We start from the raw sequence: 14056 nt of genomic DNA, 5'->3' as shown, positions 1-14056 counted from the left end.
AATCACCTTTGCCCCCCACCGCTGGAACCGCCAAATTAACAGCAGATTGTGCTGTTTCATCTGGCGAGCGCAGAGCCTCCTTTTTCGCTATGCTAGCGATCAGAATATAAAGTGACCCGAGTTGAACATGCCCTCTCTGCTATTAGTTGATGACCACCCGGTGGTTCATGTCGCACTGGAAGCGGCGCTAATGAAATCATCCCGTCCCTACCACCTGCAGGCGGCACAGGATGACGTACAGGCGCTGGCCCTGCTGGCCGAGGCCGCTTTTGGCCTGGTGATCCTGGATATCGGCCTGCCGCAGGCCGACGGGCTGCAGCTGTTGAAAAAAATCCGCCGCCGCTATCCGCAACAAAAAATCCTGATCTATACCGCGCAGGAAGCCGATGTCTATGCGCGCATGGCGCATGCCGCCGGCGCCGACGGTTTCGTCAATAAAGGCAGCTCGCTGGCGGAGTTGGTGCAGGCGATCGAGCAGGTGCTGGACGGTGAAACCCGCTTCCCCGCCGCCGCGCTGGCCGAAGAGCCACCGACGGCGGACGGCGGGCAGCTCACCCCCAAGGAGCTCGAGGTGCTGGGCTTGCTGAGCCAGGGGCTGTCCAACCTGCAGATCGCCGACCGGCTGCACATCAGCAACAAGACCGTCAGCACGCACAAAAAAAACATCCAGCGTAAAACCGGCGCCGGCAACCTGCTGGAGCTGGTGGCGGTGTTTAAAGAGCTGGCGCCATGATGCGCCGCGCCCTGCTGCTGCTGATCCTGTGGTGCGGCCTGGCGCAGGCGGCGGAGCCGGTGCGCTATCAGTTGGTCAGCAACCTGAATACCCCCGAGAACATGCTGATCGTCGGCGAGAAAAATCCCTGGCGCGATCGCACGCTGCGCGTCGGCATCATCAGTGAGAACACCAGCCCATACAACATCATCGTGGACGACGATCTGTATGGGCTGAACGCCGACTACCTCGGCTATATTCAGCAGGTGACCGGCATCCGCTTCGCCATTTACGGCTTCGCCGACCTGACGCAGCTGGAGCAGGCGCTGCACGACGGCAAGGTCGATCTGCTGTACGGCATCCCGCAGAGTGAAGCGCTGCACGGGCTGGAGATCTCTCAGCCCTACTACGTCAGCAATCTGCGCGTATTGCGCGATCGCAGCAACGATCGGCCGGTGATGCTCAATTCCGCCAACGCCCGCGTCGCGATCGGCGCGCTGACCGACATGCAGTCCGGCGGCGCCCTGCAGGCGGTGGCATCGCAGATCCAGCGCTACGACAACAACCTGCAGGCGGTCTATTCGCTGCTCAACGGCAGCAGCGACTACTTTATCGCCGACGAGGCCAGCGCCAGCTTTATCATCGACCAGCTGCAGCTCGGCCAGCTCTATCAGATTGAAAGCAACGAGAACCTGGGCAACCTCTCCTTCGTGTTCGCCGCCGCCGATCCGCGCCTGATAGACACGCTGGACACCGCCATCGCCGACGCGCCGATGGAGCTGATGAATGCCCTGCAGAGCCGCTGGAGCAAAAAGATCCCCAGCTACCTCGACACCGGCAATGCCGATCTGACGGCGATGGAGAAAAACTGGGTGGCGAGCCACCGCGTGGTTTACTACGCCGCCATCGAGAACAACTTCCCGTTCGCCTACCGCGGCTCCGACGGCCAGCCGCGTGGCTACGCCATCGACATTCTCAACATCATCGCGCAAAACACCGGACTGCGTTTCGCGCCACTGTGGGCGCGCAACGCCGAGCAGGCCGATGAGCTGGTGCAGTCCGGCCAGGCCAGCTTCCGCGCCGCCCTGCCGCTGGCGCGCGGCGTCAAGGCGCGCTACGGTGCCAGCATGCCGATCCACCGTTCGCTATGGGGCGTTTACGTCGGCCAATACGCCAACGGCATCTCAACCTGGAGCGATTTGGCCGGTAAGCGCATCGGCGTGCTGCAGGGCGATTTGGCGCGGGGGCTGGTACCGGAACAGGAGCAGACCGTCAGCTTCGCCGACAGCAAGTCGATGTACGACGCGCTGGCCAACGGCCAGTTGGATGCGCTGGTGGATAACGTCATTTCCGCCAACTTTTTGGCGCTGTCGCGCTATTCCGGCGCCATCAAACTGGCCTTCGCCGCCAACAATATCCCCTATCCGGTGGCCTTCGGCGTGCGTCGCGATCAGACGCTGCTACTGGCAATCCTCGATAAGAACCTGATGCAGATCCCGGCGGACACCCTGCAATCGCTGCGCGACGAGTGGATCGTCGATCGCAGCAACCTGATCGATGCGGTGAACGATAACCGCATGCCACCGCAGACTACCTGGCTGCTGGCGCTGCTGGCCGCCGCCACCGTGCTGCTGTTGGCGCTGACGCTGCGCCGTTTCATGCTGCAGCGCCGTGAAAAACGCGAACGCGAAGAGCTCGAGCAGGCGCGCCGCCGCGCCGAAGCGGAAAACCGCATGAAGAGCAAATTCCTCGCCACCGTCAGCCACGAGTTGCGCACGCCGATGCACGCCATCCTCGGCCTGCTGGAACTGGAGCTCAAACGCCAACCCGCGCAGGAAGGCCTGCCGGTGATATACAGCTCGGCCTCTTCGCTGCTCAACCTGCTCAACGACCTGCAGGATCACGCTCGGCTGGAAACCGGTTCGCTGACGCTGGCGCCGAAACCGGTGGCGCTGCGCCCCTGGGTCGCGCGCATCGACGCCCTCTACCGGCCGCTGATCGGCGAACGGCCGTTGACGCTGAGCGTAGTGGCGGATCCGGCGCTGCCGGAGGCGGTGATTATTGATGGTGAGCGTTTACTTCAGGTGGCTAATAACTTGATAAACAACGCGATAAAGTTCACGCCACGCGGCGCTATTCAGGTCGAGGTCGGCTGGCGCGCGCAGGATGAACGGCAGGGAGAGTTGCAGTTAACGGTAAACGACAGCGGCTGCGGCATCGCCGCCGATGAAATAGGCAAGTTGTTCCAACCGTTTTACCGTGCGCGCGGCGCGCAACGCATCTCGGTGCAGGGCACCGGTTTGGGGCTGTCGATCTGCAAAGAAATCGTCGAACAGATGGGCGGCCGTATCGAACTGCACTCGCAGCCGGGCGTCGGTACCCGTGTCAAGGTCGCGATACCGGTCGAGCTGAGCGGCGCGCTGCCGGCTGTCGCCCCGGCAGAGCGCACTTTTGATCTGCCGTCTTCCGCCTTACGTACCGCGCTGATCGACGATCATCCCACCAATCTGTTGCTGATGGAACGCCAGCTGCGCCACTTCGGATTACAGCCGGCCCGCTTCGAACAAGGCTATGCGCTGCTGAAGGCCCAGCGCCGACAGCCGTTCGATCTGCTGTTTATCGACTATAACATGCCGCGCCCGGACGGCCTGACGCTGGCCAGACTGATCCGACGCGACGAACAGCGGCTGCAGCGCCCGCCTTGCCGCATCGTGCTCTGCTCGGCAGACGTGCAGGAGTTTACCCGCATCCCGCCGGGGCTGGTGGCGATCGACCACTTCCTGACCAAACCGATTTCACTGGCGGCGATCGGCCAGGTATTGGCTCAACAGCCGCAGGCTCAGGAAGAAAAGTCAGTCCTTACTGACCTGCGGCAAACGCTGGCCGAAATGGCGGGTGGCGATCGCGCCATGCTGCAGCGGCTGGCGCAGACGCTCGGCAATACGCTGCGGCAAGACCGGCAGCGGCTCGCGGACGCCGTCGACGCGCACGACTGGCCGCGCCTGGAGCAGGCGGCGCACCGCATCAAGGGCAGCCTGCTGATGCTGCAGCTGCCGGAAGCCGCGCAGCTGTGCCAGCAGCTGGTGGATACCGCACGTCGGGGCGAGCTTGCCGCCGCCGCTTATACTAAATTAAAGGCGTTAGTGGCGCAGATAGAACCGGAGCTGGACGCTCTGCTCGCCGCCGCCCCCTCTTTCGCTATGCATAAGGATGAATAATGTCGGACACTCCACACGTACACCTGCCGAAAGACAGTAATAGTAAACGCCTACTGACCGCTTTTTTAGTCACCGCGGTCTTTATGGTGGCCGAGGTGGTCGGCGGCCTGTTGTCCGGCTCGCTGGCGCTGTTAGCCGATGCCGGGCACATGCTGACCGATGCCGCCGCGCTGTTGGTGGCGCTGATGGCGGTGCACTTTTCCCAGCGCAAGCCCAACGCGCGCCACACCTTCGGCTATCTGCGCCTGACCACCCTGGCGGCCTTCCTCAACGCCGCGGCGCTGCTGGTGATCGTGGTATTCATCCTGTGGGAGGCGATACGGCGTTTCTTCGAACCACAGCCGGTGATGGGTACTCCGATGCTGATCATCGCCATAGCGGGGCTGCTGGCGAACCTGTTCGCCTTCTGGCTGCTGCATCGCGGCAGCGAAGAGAAAAATATCAACGTGAGGGCGGCCGCGCTGCATGTGTTGGGCGACCTGCTCGGCTCGGTGGGCGCCATCGTCGCCGCCATCGTCATTCTCGCCACCGGCTGGACGCCGATTGACCCGATCCTGTCGGTGCTGGTCTCCTGCCTGGTACTGCGCAGCGCCTGGCGGCTGCTGAAGGAGAGCTTCCACGAGCTGCTGGAAGGCACGCCGCAGGAGGTCGACATCGCCAAGCTGCAAAAAGACCTGTGCCTGAATATCCCGGAAGTGCGCAACATCCACCACGTACACGTCTGGCAGATTGGCGACCAGAAGCTGATGACGCTGCATGCGCAGGTGATCCCGCCGCATGACCACGATGGGCTGTTGCAACGCATTCAGGCTTATCTGTTGGAACACTACAAAATTGGCCACGTGACCATTCAGATGGAGTACCAGCACTGCGAGACGCCGGACTGCGGTATCAACCGGGCGCCGGAGCCGAGTGAACACTCACATGCCGAAGCGCATTCCCATCTGGGACATCGCCACTAAGCCAAGAGGGCGCCACCACGGCGCCCTCTGCGTTGTTAAGGAGCGGAAGATAACGGATTGGAATGGTTGCGCCCGGCGCTCTTGATCCACAGCCAGGAGCCGTTCAGGGCGATCAGCGTCAGAATGACGTACTCCAGCGCCATCGCGTACACCCCTTGGTAGGCGAAGATCGCCACGCTGATGACATCAATAACCACCCACAGCAGCCAGTTTTCCACGTACTTGCGCGTCATCAGGATCATCGCCACGATGGAGAGCACCATCATCGCCGAATCCCAAAACGGGAACGCGTCCGGCTGCAGCGTCGGCATCTGCACGTTCAGCCCCAGCCCTTGCATCACCGCCACCGCAACCTGCGTCAGCCAGGCGAACACGCGGTCGATGTTAAAGGTCATCAGGCCGATGCCGATGACGCAGACCGCCGCCCAGGCCAACGCTTTCGGCAGCGGCAGCCAGCGGATCTGCAGTTCGGCCTGATTATCCTGGGTCTGGCGGCTCCAGGCATACCAACCGTAAATATTGGCGCCGAAGAAAAACAGCTGCAGCAGCAGGCTGGCGTACAGCTGGATCTGGAAGAAAATCACCGCGAACAGCGTGACGTTGATCAGGCCGAACAGGTAGTTGATGATTTTTTCCTTGCTGGCGTACCAGATGCACAGCAACCCGAACAATGTGCCGATAGCTTCGATCCACGACAGATCGTAACCGCCTGCACCAAGCGGAATGTGCACCAGAATATTGCTGGTACTGAAAAAGCTCATGAGGTCATCCTTTTAAACGGTTAAGCGTTGCCTTTAACCTGCATCTTAAGCTGAGCGGCGAAATCCAGCATGCGATTCAGCGGCACCAGCGCCTTCTCACGCAGCGCGGCGTCCACGTGGATTTCATGCTGCGCGCCCCCCTGCTCCAGCCCTTCGGCAATTGCCTTCAGGCCATTCATCGCCATCCACGGGCAATGCGCGCAGCTGCGGCAGGTCGCGCCTTCTCCGGCGGTCGGTGCTTCGAATAACTCTTTGTCCGGGCAGGCCTGCTGCATCTTGTAAAAGATACCGCGATCGGTGGCGACAATCAGCTGTTGATACGGCAATGTTTTCGCCGCCTGGATCAGTTGGCTGGTAGAGCCCACCGCATCCGCCAGCTCGACCACCGCCTGAGGCGATTCGGGATGCACCAGGATCGCCGCCTGCGGATAAAGCGCCTTCATGCGCCGCAGCGCCTGGGTCTTGAACTCGTCATGGACAATGCAGGCGCCTTGCCAACACAACACGTCAGCGCCGGTCTGCTTCTGCACGTAGCTGCCGAGATGACGATCCGGCGCCCAGATGATCTTCTCGCCCAGGCTATCCAGATGCTCGATCAATTCGACGGCGATGCTGGAGGTCACCACCCAGTCAGCGCGCGCTTTGACCGCCGCCGAAGTGTTCGCATAGACCACCACGGTGCGATCGGGATGGCTGTCGCAAAACGCATGAAACTCCTCTTCCGGGCAGCCCAGATCCAGCGAACATTCGGCAAACAGCGTCGGCATCAGCACCTGCTTTTCCGGGCTGAGGATTTTGGCGGTTTCCCCCATGAAACGCACGCCGGCCACCAACAGCGTGGAAGCCGGATGGGCGCTGCCGAAGCGCGCCATTTCCAGCGAATCCGCCACGCAGCCGCCGGTTTCTTCCGCCAGCGCCTGGATTTCCGGATCGGTATAATAGTGGGCGACCATCACCGCATTGCGCTGCTTGAGCAGGGTTTTTATCTTCTCGCGATAAAAGGCTTTTTCGGCTACGTCCAGCGGTACCGGTTTAGGCGGGAAGGGATACACCGTCGCGTTGACATCAAACATTTCACTCATCGCTGCAATCTCATGCTAGGCTGGGCGCCTGCCGCGTGAATATCGCCTGCCGCAACGCCCTTCGTTTTATATACTAAACAAAATACCTAAAACTGCGCGAAAAGTCCGCTGATATTTTCATATTTGCGCACCTATTGTTTAATGAATTAAAAAAACAGGCGTTACCGCGCAGTTCACAGCGGATTAACAGCCTGGCGAGAACGTATAGCCGTTCAGAAAAGAGCGGGATGACGATCGGTGTGGTGTTGAAACGAGAAAGCAGCGGATTTAGATTGCGATGACGCAGATGCGAAAAAAGCGCCAAAAGGCGCTTTTTTCTGAATGGGTGGGTCGTGCAGGATTGATTCGGCCTGTGGCCTCACCCTACGGGCAACGCTGCGCGTTGTCGTATCGCTGCGCGATGCTCGAACCTGAACGCAGGATCTCACCCGCACGACTCAGTGGGCTATGTCAGCAAGAAGATAAAGGTAGAGTCAGGTGGGCGCAGATGCGAAAAAAGCGCCAAAAGGCGCTTTTTTCTGAATTGGTGGGTCGTGCAGGATTCGAACCTGCGACCAATTGATTAAAAGTCAACTGCTCTACCAACTGAGCTAACGACCCGCAGTGTGGTGGGTGATGACGGGCTCGAACCGCCGACCCCCTCCGTGTAAAGGAGATGCTCTACCAACTGAGCTAATCACCCACTGCTGTGGTACTGCTATTTTCACTCTCAAAGAGTGGTGGGTCGTGCAGGATTCGAACCTGCGACCAATTGATTAAAAGTCAACTGCTCTACCAACTGAGCTAACGACCCACTGATGTGGTTTACTGCTGATGGCGAATAGGTTATTGGAACCGACTCGCGGAAAACAAGGATGGGGATGTTCAGGACAACTCGACGGGTACTCGACTCGGACCTTTACTTGCCACATCAAACCGATTCTGAAGCTGCCATTCTTAAAGAATGGTGGGTCGTGCAGGATAACTCGGCCTTTGGCCTCGCCCTTGCGGGCCATCACCGGAGTGATGTTGTCTCGCTGCGCGAGACTCGAACCTTTACGGTTCTCATCCTTTACGATTCTCTATCGCAGCCATTCGCGAAGAATGGTGGGTCGTGCAGGATTCGAACCTGCGACCAATTGATTAAAAGTCAACTGCTCTACCAACTGAGCTAACGACCCATAACAGTGGTGGGTGATGACGGGCTCGAACCGCCGACCCCCTCCGTGTAAAGGAGATGCTCTACCAACTGAGCTAATCACCCACTGTTGTGGTTACTGCTACTTCAGAAATTGGTGGGTCGTGCAGGATGACTCGGCCTTTAGCCTCGCCCTGACGGGCCATCACTTCGTGATGTTATCCTTCCCGATTCCACTTCATTTCTTGCTTCAAAATTGGTGGGTCGTGCAGGATTCGAACCTGCGACCAATTGATTAAAAGTCAACTGCTCTACCAACTGAGCTAACGACCCAATTTCCCTGCCGCTTTAACATCTTGCAAGATGTCTTGGCAACGGCGGCATATATTACTAATTTATCTTGGCAGCGCAACCTAAATTTTTTACCGATGCGTTCAACTGCTTGTTCTTCACGCGAATGAGCCCAGAAATCGGTCAAATCGACTAACTTCTGGGCTCATTTTTCTGACTATTAACCGCCTACACGACTTTTCGCCTGTTTGGCCGCCGCACTGGTTGGGTATTGTTTAATCACCTGCTGGAACACGGCTTTGGCTTTATCGGCCTGCCCTTTCTCCTGCATGATGATACCCACCTTGTACATGGCGTCCGGCGCCTTCGGTGATTTAGCGTAATTCTTCACCACCACCGCAAAATAGTAGGCCGCGTCGTCCTTTTTACCCTTGTTGTAGAACAACTGACCCAGCCAATAGTTGGCGTTGGGCTGATAGGTAGACTTCGGGTACTGTTTTACGAAGGACTGAAAGGCAGAAATCGCCTGGTCATACTGTTTTTTTTCCAGCGCCAGAGAAACAGCGGCGTTGTAGTCGCTGTTCTCATCACCGCCGCTCGGCGTTGCAGACGCGGCTGCAGGCGCGCTGCTGCCCGCATCGGAAGATGCGCCTGCGGCTGCCCCACCGGTAGCGCCCGCGGCCGCAGAGGCGCTCTGAGCGCCGCCCTGGCTGAGGCTATCCATCTGCTGATAGATTTGCTTCTGGCGTTCAACCACCTGATTCAACTGATACTGACTTTCCTGGATTTGCCCACGGAGAGAATCAATGTCGCGTTGGTTATCAGAGAGTTGTTGCTGGAGTTGGTTTAAAAGCTGGCCTTGAGCATTGCTGATGCGCTCAAGCGAGGTGACGCGGTCTTCGACCGAGCCGGAGCCGACATTACTGATTGGCGCTTGGGCAGTAGCGGCCCAGGGGGCCGCTACGCCAACCAGTAACGACAGACTCAACAGGTGACGTCTGAAGTTACTGTTCATGCGATTCTCTTAGTAAACCAGAACGGCACGACGGTTTTTAGCATAAGCCGCTTCGTCGTGGCCCAGTACTGCTGGTTTTTCTTTACCGTAAGAAACGATAGAGATCTGGTCAGCGGAAACGCCTTTACCCTGCAGGTACATTTTAACGGCGTTAGCACGGCGCTCACCCAGAGCGATGTTGTATTCCGGCGTGCCGCGTTCGTCAGCGTGGCCTTCAACGGTCACTTTGTAAGACGGGTTGTTACGCAGGAATGCAGCGTGCGCGTCCAGCATCTGAGCGAATTCGGAGCTAACGTCATACTTGTCCAGGCCGAAGTAAACGATGTTGTTCTTCTGCAGTTCTTGCATCTGCAGACGAGCTTGTTCTTCGGAAGACAGGTTGCTGCTGCCGTTTTCCATACCAGTGCCAGCGCCCATACCAGATTGGTCGTTGTTCGCGCTTTTGTTAGAACTACAAGCTGCTACAGCCAGAACTGGCAGTGCCAGCAGAAGCCCTTTCAGCACTTTGTTCAGTTGCATTTCTTTGATCCTTTTATAGTTTGCCATACATATTTACACATGCATCACAGATACGGCGACCAGGCAGGGAATTTGACCTGTCCATCAGTTGCCGGAAGACGCGCTTTGAAACGCCCATCAGTTGACACCAACTGCAGCACGGAGCCCATACCTTGCGTGGAGCTATAGATCACCATGGTGCCGTTTGGCGCAATACTAGGCGTTTCATCCAGGAAGGTGCCGGTCAAAACCTGAACGGCGCCCGATCCAAGATCTTGTTTGGCGATGTGTTGTGCACCACTGTTGGTGCTCACCATCACCAGGAATTTACCGTCGGAGCTAACTTCAGAATCCTGGTTCTGAGAGCCTTCCCACGTCAGACGCTGTGCGGCACCGCCGCTGGCGCTGATTTTATAAATCTGCGGACGCCCGCCCTGGTCGGAGGTAAACGCCAGAGACTGGCCATCCGGGAACCAGGTCGGTTCGGTGTTGTTGTTGCGACCATCGGTCAGCTGCGTGATTTGGCCGGAGCCGAGGTTCATCACGTACAGGTTCAGGCTACCGCTCTTGGACAGCGCGAACGCCAGCCTGCTGCCGTCCGGAGAGAACGCCGGCGCACCGTTGTGGCGCGGGAACGAGGCGATCTGGCGGATAGCGCCGTTAGCCAGGGTCTGTACCACCAGCGCGGAACGGCCGCTCTCGAAGGTCACGTAAGCCAGTTTGCTGCCGTCCGGCGACCAGGCCGGCGACATCAGCGGCTCAGGCGAACGGTGCACCGTGAACTGGTTGTAACCGTCGTAATCCGCTACGCGCAGCTCATACGGGAATTTCCCCCCGTTGGTCTGCACGACGTAGGCGATACGGGTACGGAACGCGCCCTTAATGCCGGTCAGCTTCTCGAACACTTCGTCGCTGGCGGTATGGGCAGAATAACGCAACCACTGTTTGGTCACTTTATACTGGTTCTGCGCCAATACGGTGCCCGGCGAACCCGAGGTGTCCACCAGCTGGTAGGAGATCAGGTAGCTGCCGTCGGCGCCAGGCTGAACCTGGCCAACAACCACGGCGTCGATGCCCAATGCAGTCCAGGCCGCCGGCGTCACTTCAGACGCGGAGGTCGGTTGCTGCGGCATGCGCGCCACGTCGATCGGGTTGAATTTGCCGCTGTTGCGCAGATCCGCGCCGACAATCTTGCCGATATCTTCCGGCGGCGTGCCTGGGCCCGCCCACTTAAACGGCACCACGCCAATCGGGCGAGCGGAGTCGACCCCTTGGGTGATTTCAATGCGAACTTCCGCGTGCAGCACGGACGCCCACAGAATTAAAAAACCTAGCGCTACTCGAAATGCCTGCTTCATCTCATCTCCCTTATCCAGGCGGGATGCCTGCGATAAATTAGCAGAATTTTAACAAACCAACTTACGTAAAACTACATAATCCCTGTTGGTTACCTTAGTACATCCCTGTGATCTTACTCAGCTCAAACAACCATTATTAAGGTTTGAATTCAAGGGTAGCATTCTTAACATGCTGATAAACGGCATCGCTCGGCGGCTTCGGTATATGCGCCAACTTGGCGGCAGATACCGCGGCCTGGCACAATGCCGGATCGCCTCCCGCCGGTTGTACACTTATCAGCAGGCCGTCCGGCGCCAGCTTGATACGCAGGTCACAGGTTTTTCCGGCGAACGAACTGGCGTCATAGAACTTGCTTTCAATCGCGTTTTTAACCTGCCCAATATAACCATTGATATCCGCCCCGCTGGCGCCTGCCGCCTTGGCATTGCCCTGCCCGGCCGGTTTACCATCACCTTTCGATTTGGCACCGCCGCCCTTCGGCGCGTTCTTGCCGTCCGCCAGGCCGCCAAACAGATCGCTCACTTCATCCGATTGTTTCGCAGCCTCAGCGGCGGCCTTCTTCTTGGCGTCCGCAGCGGCTTTCTTGGCTGCCGCAGCTTTCTCAGCGGCGGCCGCTTTCTTCTCTGCCTCAGCGGCAGCCTTCTTCTCGGCTTCCGCTGCGGCTTTTTTCTCGGCTTCAGCGGCCGCTTTCTTCTCCGCGGCCTCTGCGGCTTTTTGCTCTGCGGCGGCAGCTGCGGCTTTCTTCGCCTCTTCCGCCTGTTTCTTGGCGGCGGCAGCGGCGGCCGCTTCTTTCTTGGCTTCCGCTTCGGCTTTCTTCTGCGCGTCCGCCTGTGCCTTGGCGACCTTTTCCGCTTCGGCCTTCGCCTTGGCGGCGGCGGCTTCGGCGACCTTCTGTTGCTCTTTGGCCTTGGCTGCGGCGGCTTCCGCCGCTTTTTGCTGCTCGGCGGCCTGTTTCTGCTGCTCCGCTGCCTTCTGCTGTTGCTCAGCCTGCGCCTTGGCGTCCTGCGCAGCTTTCTCCTGCGCCGCCAAACGCTCTTTCTCCAGCTCCTTCAGGCGCTGCTGCTGCTCCGCCTGCTTCTGCTGAAGCTCTTCGGCCTGTTGCTCCGCCTTTTTCTGGCGCTGCTTCTCGGCACGCTGCGCATCGTTGCTCTGCTGCTGCTGGCGGTTGTATTGCTCCACCACCGCGCCAGGATCGACCATCACTGCGCCCACCACGGTGCCATCACCGCCACCGCCGGCGCCCATGTCGACCTTTTCCTGCAGCGATCCCCAAATCAGCAGGGCAATCAATATGAAGTGCAGAACGACCGAAACAATAACGGCGCGGTTCAGCTTATCGTTTTGCTCAGTTGCCTTTACCAAAATAGATTCCCAAAAACTGGTGTTGCTTATACGGGGTTCCTGGGCCGCAGCGCAGGAACCGGGTTGCCGTTCGCCTCACGGTCAGATCGGCTGGGTCATCAGCCCCACGGAAGCCACGCCCGCCTGATGGAGAATATTCAATGCCTTAATAATCTCATCGTAAGGGACTTCCTTCGCACCGCCGATCAAAAAGACCGTTTTCGGGTTAGCCGCCAAACGCGACTTGGCTTCGGCCGCGACTTGCTCAGGCGGCAGCAGCTCCATACGGTTATGGTCCACCACCAGGGTGTATTGACCTACGCCGGAAACCTCAAGGATCACCGGCGGATTGTCATCGCTGGACACCGTTTTGGAATCGGTGGCGTCCGGCAGGTCAACCTCCACGCTCTGCGTGATGATTGGCGCGGTTGCCATAAAGATCAGCAGCAGCACCAGCAACACGTCGAGCAGCGGAACGATGTTAATTTCGGACTTCAGCTCGCGCCGACTACGTCCACGTACTCTCGCCATGCTACCTCCTACTTATTTGCTGTCGCTGGAGAAGGCCTGACGATGCAGAATAGCGGTGAACTCTTCCATAAAGTTGTCGTAATTCTGCTCAAGCTTGTTGACGCGCTGGTTGAGACGGTTGTAGGCCATTACCGCCGGGATAGCGGCGAACAGACCGATCGCGGTGGCGATCAGCGCTTCGGCGATACCCGGCGCTACCATCTGCAGCGTGGCTTGTTTCACCGCGCCCAGCGCGATAAAGGCGTGCATGATCCCCCACACGGTGCCGAACAGGCCGATGTACGGGCTGATCGAACCGACGGTGCCGAGGAACGGAATATGGGTTTCCAGCGTTTCCAGCTCGCGGTTCATCGAAATGCGCATCGCGCGCGACGCCCCTTCGATCACCGACTCCGGCGCATGGTTGTTGGCGCGGTGCAGGCGAGCGAACTCTTTGAAGCCGGAATGGAAGATCTGCTCGGAACCGGTCAGGCTATCGCGACGCGCCTGACTTTCCTGGTACAGACGGGAAAGCTCGATACCGGACCAGAATTTGTCTTCAAAGGCTTCGGCGTCACGCGTCGCCGCATTGAGGATGCGGGTGCGCTGAATGATGATCGCCCAAGAAGCTACCGAGAAGCATATCAAAATCAACATGATAAGCTTAACCAGCAGGCTCGCCTTCAAGAATAAATCTAGGATGTTCATGTCAGTCACTGCTTAAACTCCGCGACAATAGACTTAGGAAGCGCTCTTGGCTTCATTTGGTGTGGATCAATACAGGCAATCAGGACATCTGCCTGGCTCAGTAGGGCCCCGTCAGAATTGACAATGCGTTGAGCAAACGTGAGAGAAGCCCCGCGCAGACAGGTGATTTCGCTCTGGACCTCCAGTTGCTCGTCGAGACGAGCCGGAGCCAGATAATCCACCGTCATGCGCCGGACGACAAAAGCGACTTGTTCACTGAGCAGCTGCTGTTGATGAAAGTTGTGCTGACGCAGCATCTCTGTGCGCGCTCTTTCAAAAAAGGCGACGTAGCGGGCGTGATAGACCACACCACTGGCATCGGTATCCTCGTAGTAAACGCGAACCGGCCATCGAAACAACGTATTACTCACTCTACTTCCCAGCAATGCAATTTAACGCTGCTACTATACGCAAGACGGATCGGGTTGGGAATGGGTTACAAG

Annotated in this window: 12 protein-coding genes, 6 tRNA genes and 2 other RNA genes; 3 read left to right on the top strand and 17 right to left on the bottom strand. The window is 58.5% G+C overall.

Going from position 1 to position 14056, the window contains the following annotated elements; translation table 11 throughout:
- The first annotated feature begins 127 nt into the window (after nt 1-127).
- The 3 genes from ACJ8J5_RS15520 to zitB are packed head-to-tail and all read left to right on the top strand — an operon-like array spanning nt 128 to nt 4892.
- Nucleotides 128-733 carry a response regulator transcription factor gene (locus tag ACJ8J5_RS15520; RefSeq protein ID WP_089180635.1) on the top strand — a complete coding sequence of 202 codons (606 nt, stop codon included), beginning with the start codon at nt 128-130 and terminating at the stop codon, nt 731-733.
- Nucleotides 730-3930, top strand: coding sequence for an ATP-binding protein (locus ACJ8J5_RS15515; protein WP_414105071.1), 3201 nt, complete (start codon nt 730-732; stop codon nt 3928-3930). Before ACJ8J5_RS15520 ends, ACJ8J5_RS15515 begins: the two co-directional genes overlap by 4 nt.
- A complete protein-coding gene (zitB, locus tag ACJ8J5_RS15510) occupies nt 3930-4892 on the top strand; it encodes a CDF family zinc transporter ZitB (RefSeq protein WP_025301890.1) in 963 nt (320 codons plus the stop codon). Before ACJ8J5_RS15515 ends, zitB begins: the two co-directional genes overlap by 1 nt.
- Nucleotides 4893-4927: 35 nt before the next feature.
- Here the strand turns inward: zitB and pnuC are convergent, their stop codons facing one another.
- The 17 genes from pnuC to ybgC form a co-directional block, all read right to left on the bottom strand.
- Nucleotides 4928-5653 (bottom strand): nicotinamide riboside transporter PnuC, encoded by a 726-nt coding sequence (pnuC, locus tag ACJ8J5_RS15505; protein WP_060432602.1) that lies wholly within the window; start codon nt 5651-5653, stop codon nt 4928-4930.
- 20 nt (nt 5654-5673) lie between these two features.
- Nucleotides 5674-6735, bottom strand: coding sequence for a quinolinate synthase NadA (nadA, locus tag ACJ8J5_RS15500; protein WP_414105070.1), 1062 nt, complete (start codon nt 6733-6735; stop codon nt 5674-5676).
- Nucleotides 6736-7058: 323 nt separating this feature from the next.
- A non-coding RNA gene (locus ACJ8J5_RS15495) (RtT sRNA) lies at nt 7059-7183 on the bottom strand.
- A gap of 76 nt (nt 7184-7259) precedes the next feature.
- A tRNA-Lys gene (locus ACJ8J5_RS15490) sits at nt 7260-7335 on the bottom strand.
- A 6-nt stretch (nt 7336-7341) separates the two neighbouring features.
- Nucleotides 7342-7417 (bottom strand) — tRNA-Val (locus ACJ8J5_RS15485).
- A gap of 35 nt (nt 7418-7452) precedes the next feature.
- Nucleotides 7453-7528, bottom strand: a tRNA-Lys gene (locus tag ACJ8J5_RS15480).
- Between the two features lie 151 nt (nt 7529-7679).
- Nucleotides 7680-7804, bottom strand: a non-coding RNA gene (locus tag ACJ8J5_RS15475) — RtT sRNA.
- Nucleotides 7805-7819: 15 nt separating this feature from the next.
- Nucleotides 7820-7895, bottom strand: a tRNA-Lys gene (locus ACJ8J5_RS15470).
- 7 nt (nt 7896-7902) lie between these two features.
- Nucleotides 7903-7978: transfer RNA gene (locus ACJ8J5_RS15465), tRNA-Val, on the bottom strand.
- A gap of 131 nt (nt 7979-8109) precedes the next feature.
- A tRNA-Lys gene (locus tag ACJ8J5_RS15460) sits at nt 8110-8185 on the bottom strand.
- A gap of 178 nt (nt 8186-8363) precedes the next feature.
- Complete coding sequence (cpoB, locus tag ACJ8J5_RS15455; RefSeq protein WP_414105069.1) at nt 8364-9158, bottom strand: cell division protein CpoB; 795 nt, start codon at nt 9156-9158, stop codon at nt 8364-8366.
- Between the two features lie 9 nt (nt 9159-9167).
- The gene (gene pal / locus ACJ8J5_RS15450; RefSeq protein ID WP_025160033.1) at nt 9168-9677 is read right to left on the bottom strand and encodes a peptidoglycan-associated lipoprotein Pal; all 510 of its coding nucleotides are present in this window, start codon (nt 9675-9677) and stop codon (nt 9168-9170) included.
- Between the two features lie 44 nt (nt 9678-9721).
- On the bottom strand, nt 9722-11014 hold the full coding sequence (gene tolB / locus ACJ8J5_RS15445) for a Tol-Pal system beta propeller repeat protein TolB (RefSeq protein ID WP_025301887.1): 1293 nt from the start codon (nt 11012-11014) through the stop codon (nt 9722-9724).
- Nucleotides 11015-11150: 136 nt separating this feature from the next.
- Entirely contained in the window at nt 11151-12377 is a 1227-nt protein-coding gene (gene tolA / locus ACJ8J5_RS15440; protein WP_025301886.1) for a cell envelope integrity protein TolA, read from the bottom strand.
- Nucleotides 12378-12458: 81 nt separating this feature from the next.
- Nucleotides 12459-12887, bottom strand: coding sequence for a colicin uptake protein TolR (gene tolR / locus ACJ8J5_RS15435; RefSeq protein WP_004939859.1), 429 nt, complete (start codon nt 12885-12887; stop codon nt 12459-12461).
- 12 nt (nt 12888-12899) lie between these two features.
- A complete protein-coding gene (gene tolQ, locus ACJ8J5_RS15430) occupies nt 12900-13583 on the bottom strand; it encodes a Tol-Pal system protein TolQ (RefSeq protein ID WP_004939862.1) in 684 nt (227 codons plus the stop codon).
- The gene (gene ybgC / locus ACJ8J5_RS15425) at nt 13580-13984 is read right to left on the bottom strand and encodes a tol-pal system-associated acyl-CoA thioesterase (RefSeq protein ID WP_025160034.1); all 405 of its coding nucleotides are present in this window, start codon (nt 13982-13984) and stop codon (nt 13580-13582) included. The genes tolQ and ybgC overlap by 4 nt, the downstream gene beginning before the upstream one ends.
- Between the last annotated feature and the right edge of the window lie 72 nt (nt 13985-14056).

It is taken from the genome of Serratia sp. CY43202 (assembly GCF_052168755.1).
Lineage (GTDB): Bacteria > Pseudomonadota > Gammaproteobacteria > Enterobacterales > Enterobacteriaceae > Serratia > Serratia bockelmannii.
The sequence above is the reverse complement of the archived record's forward strand: the minus strand, read 5'-3'. Positions and strand labels throughout refer to the sequence as shown.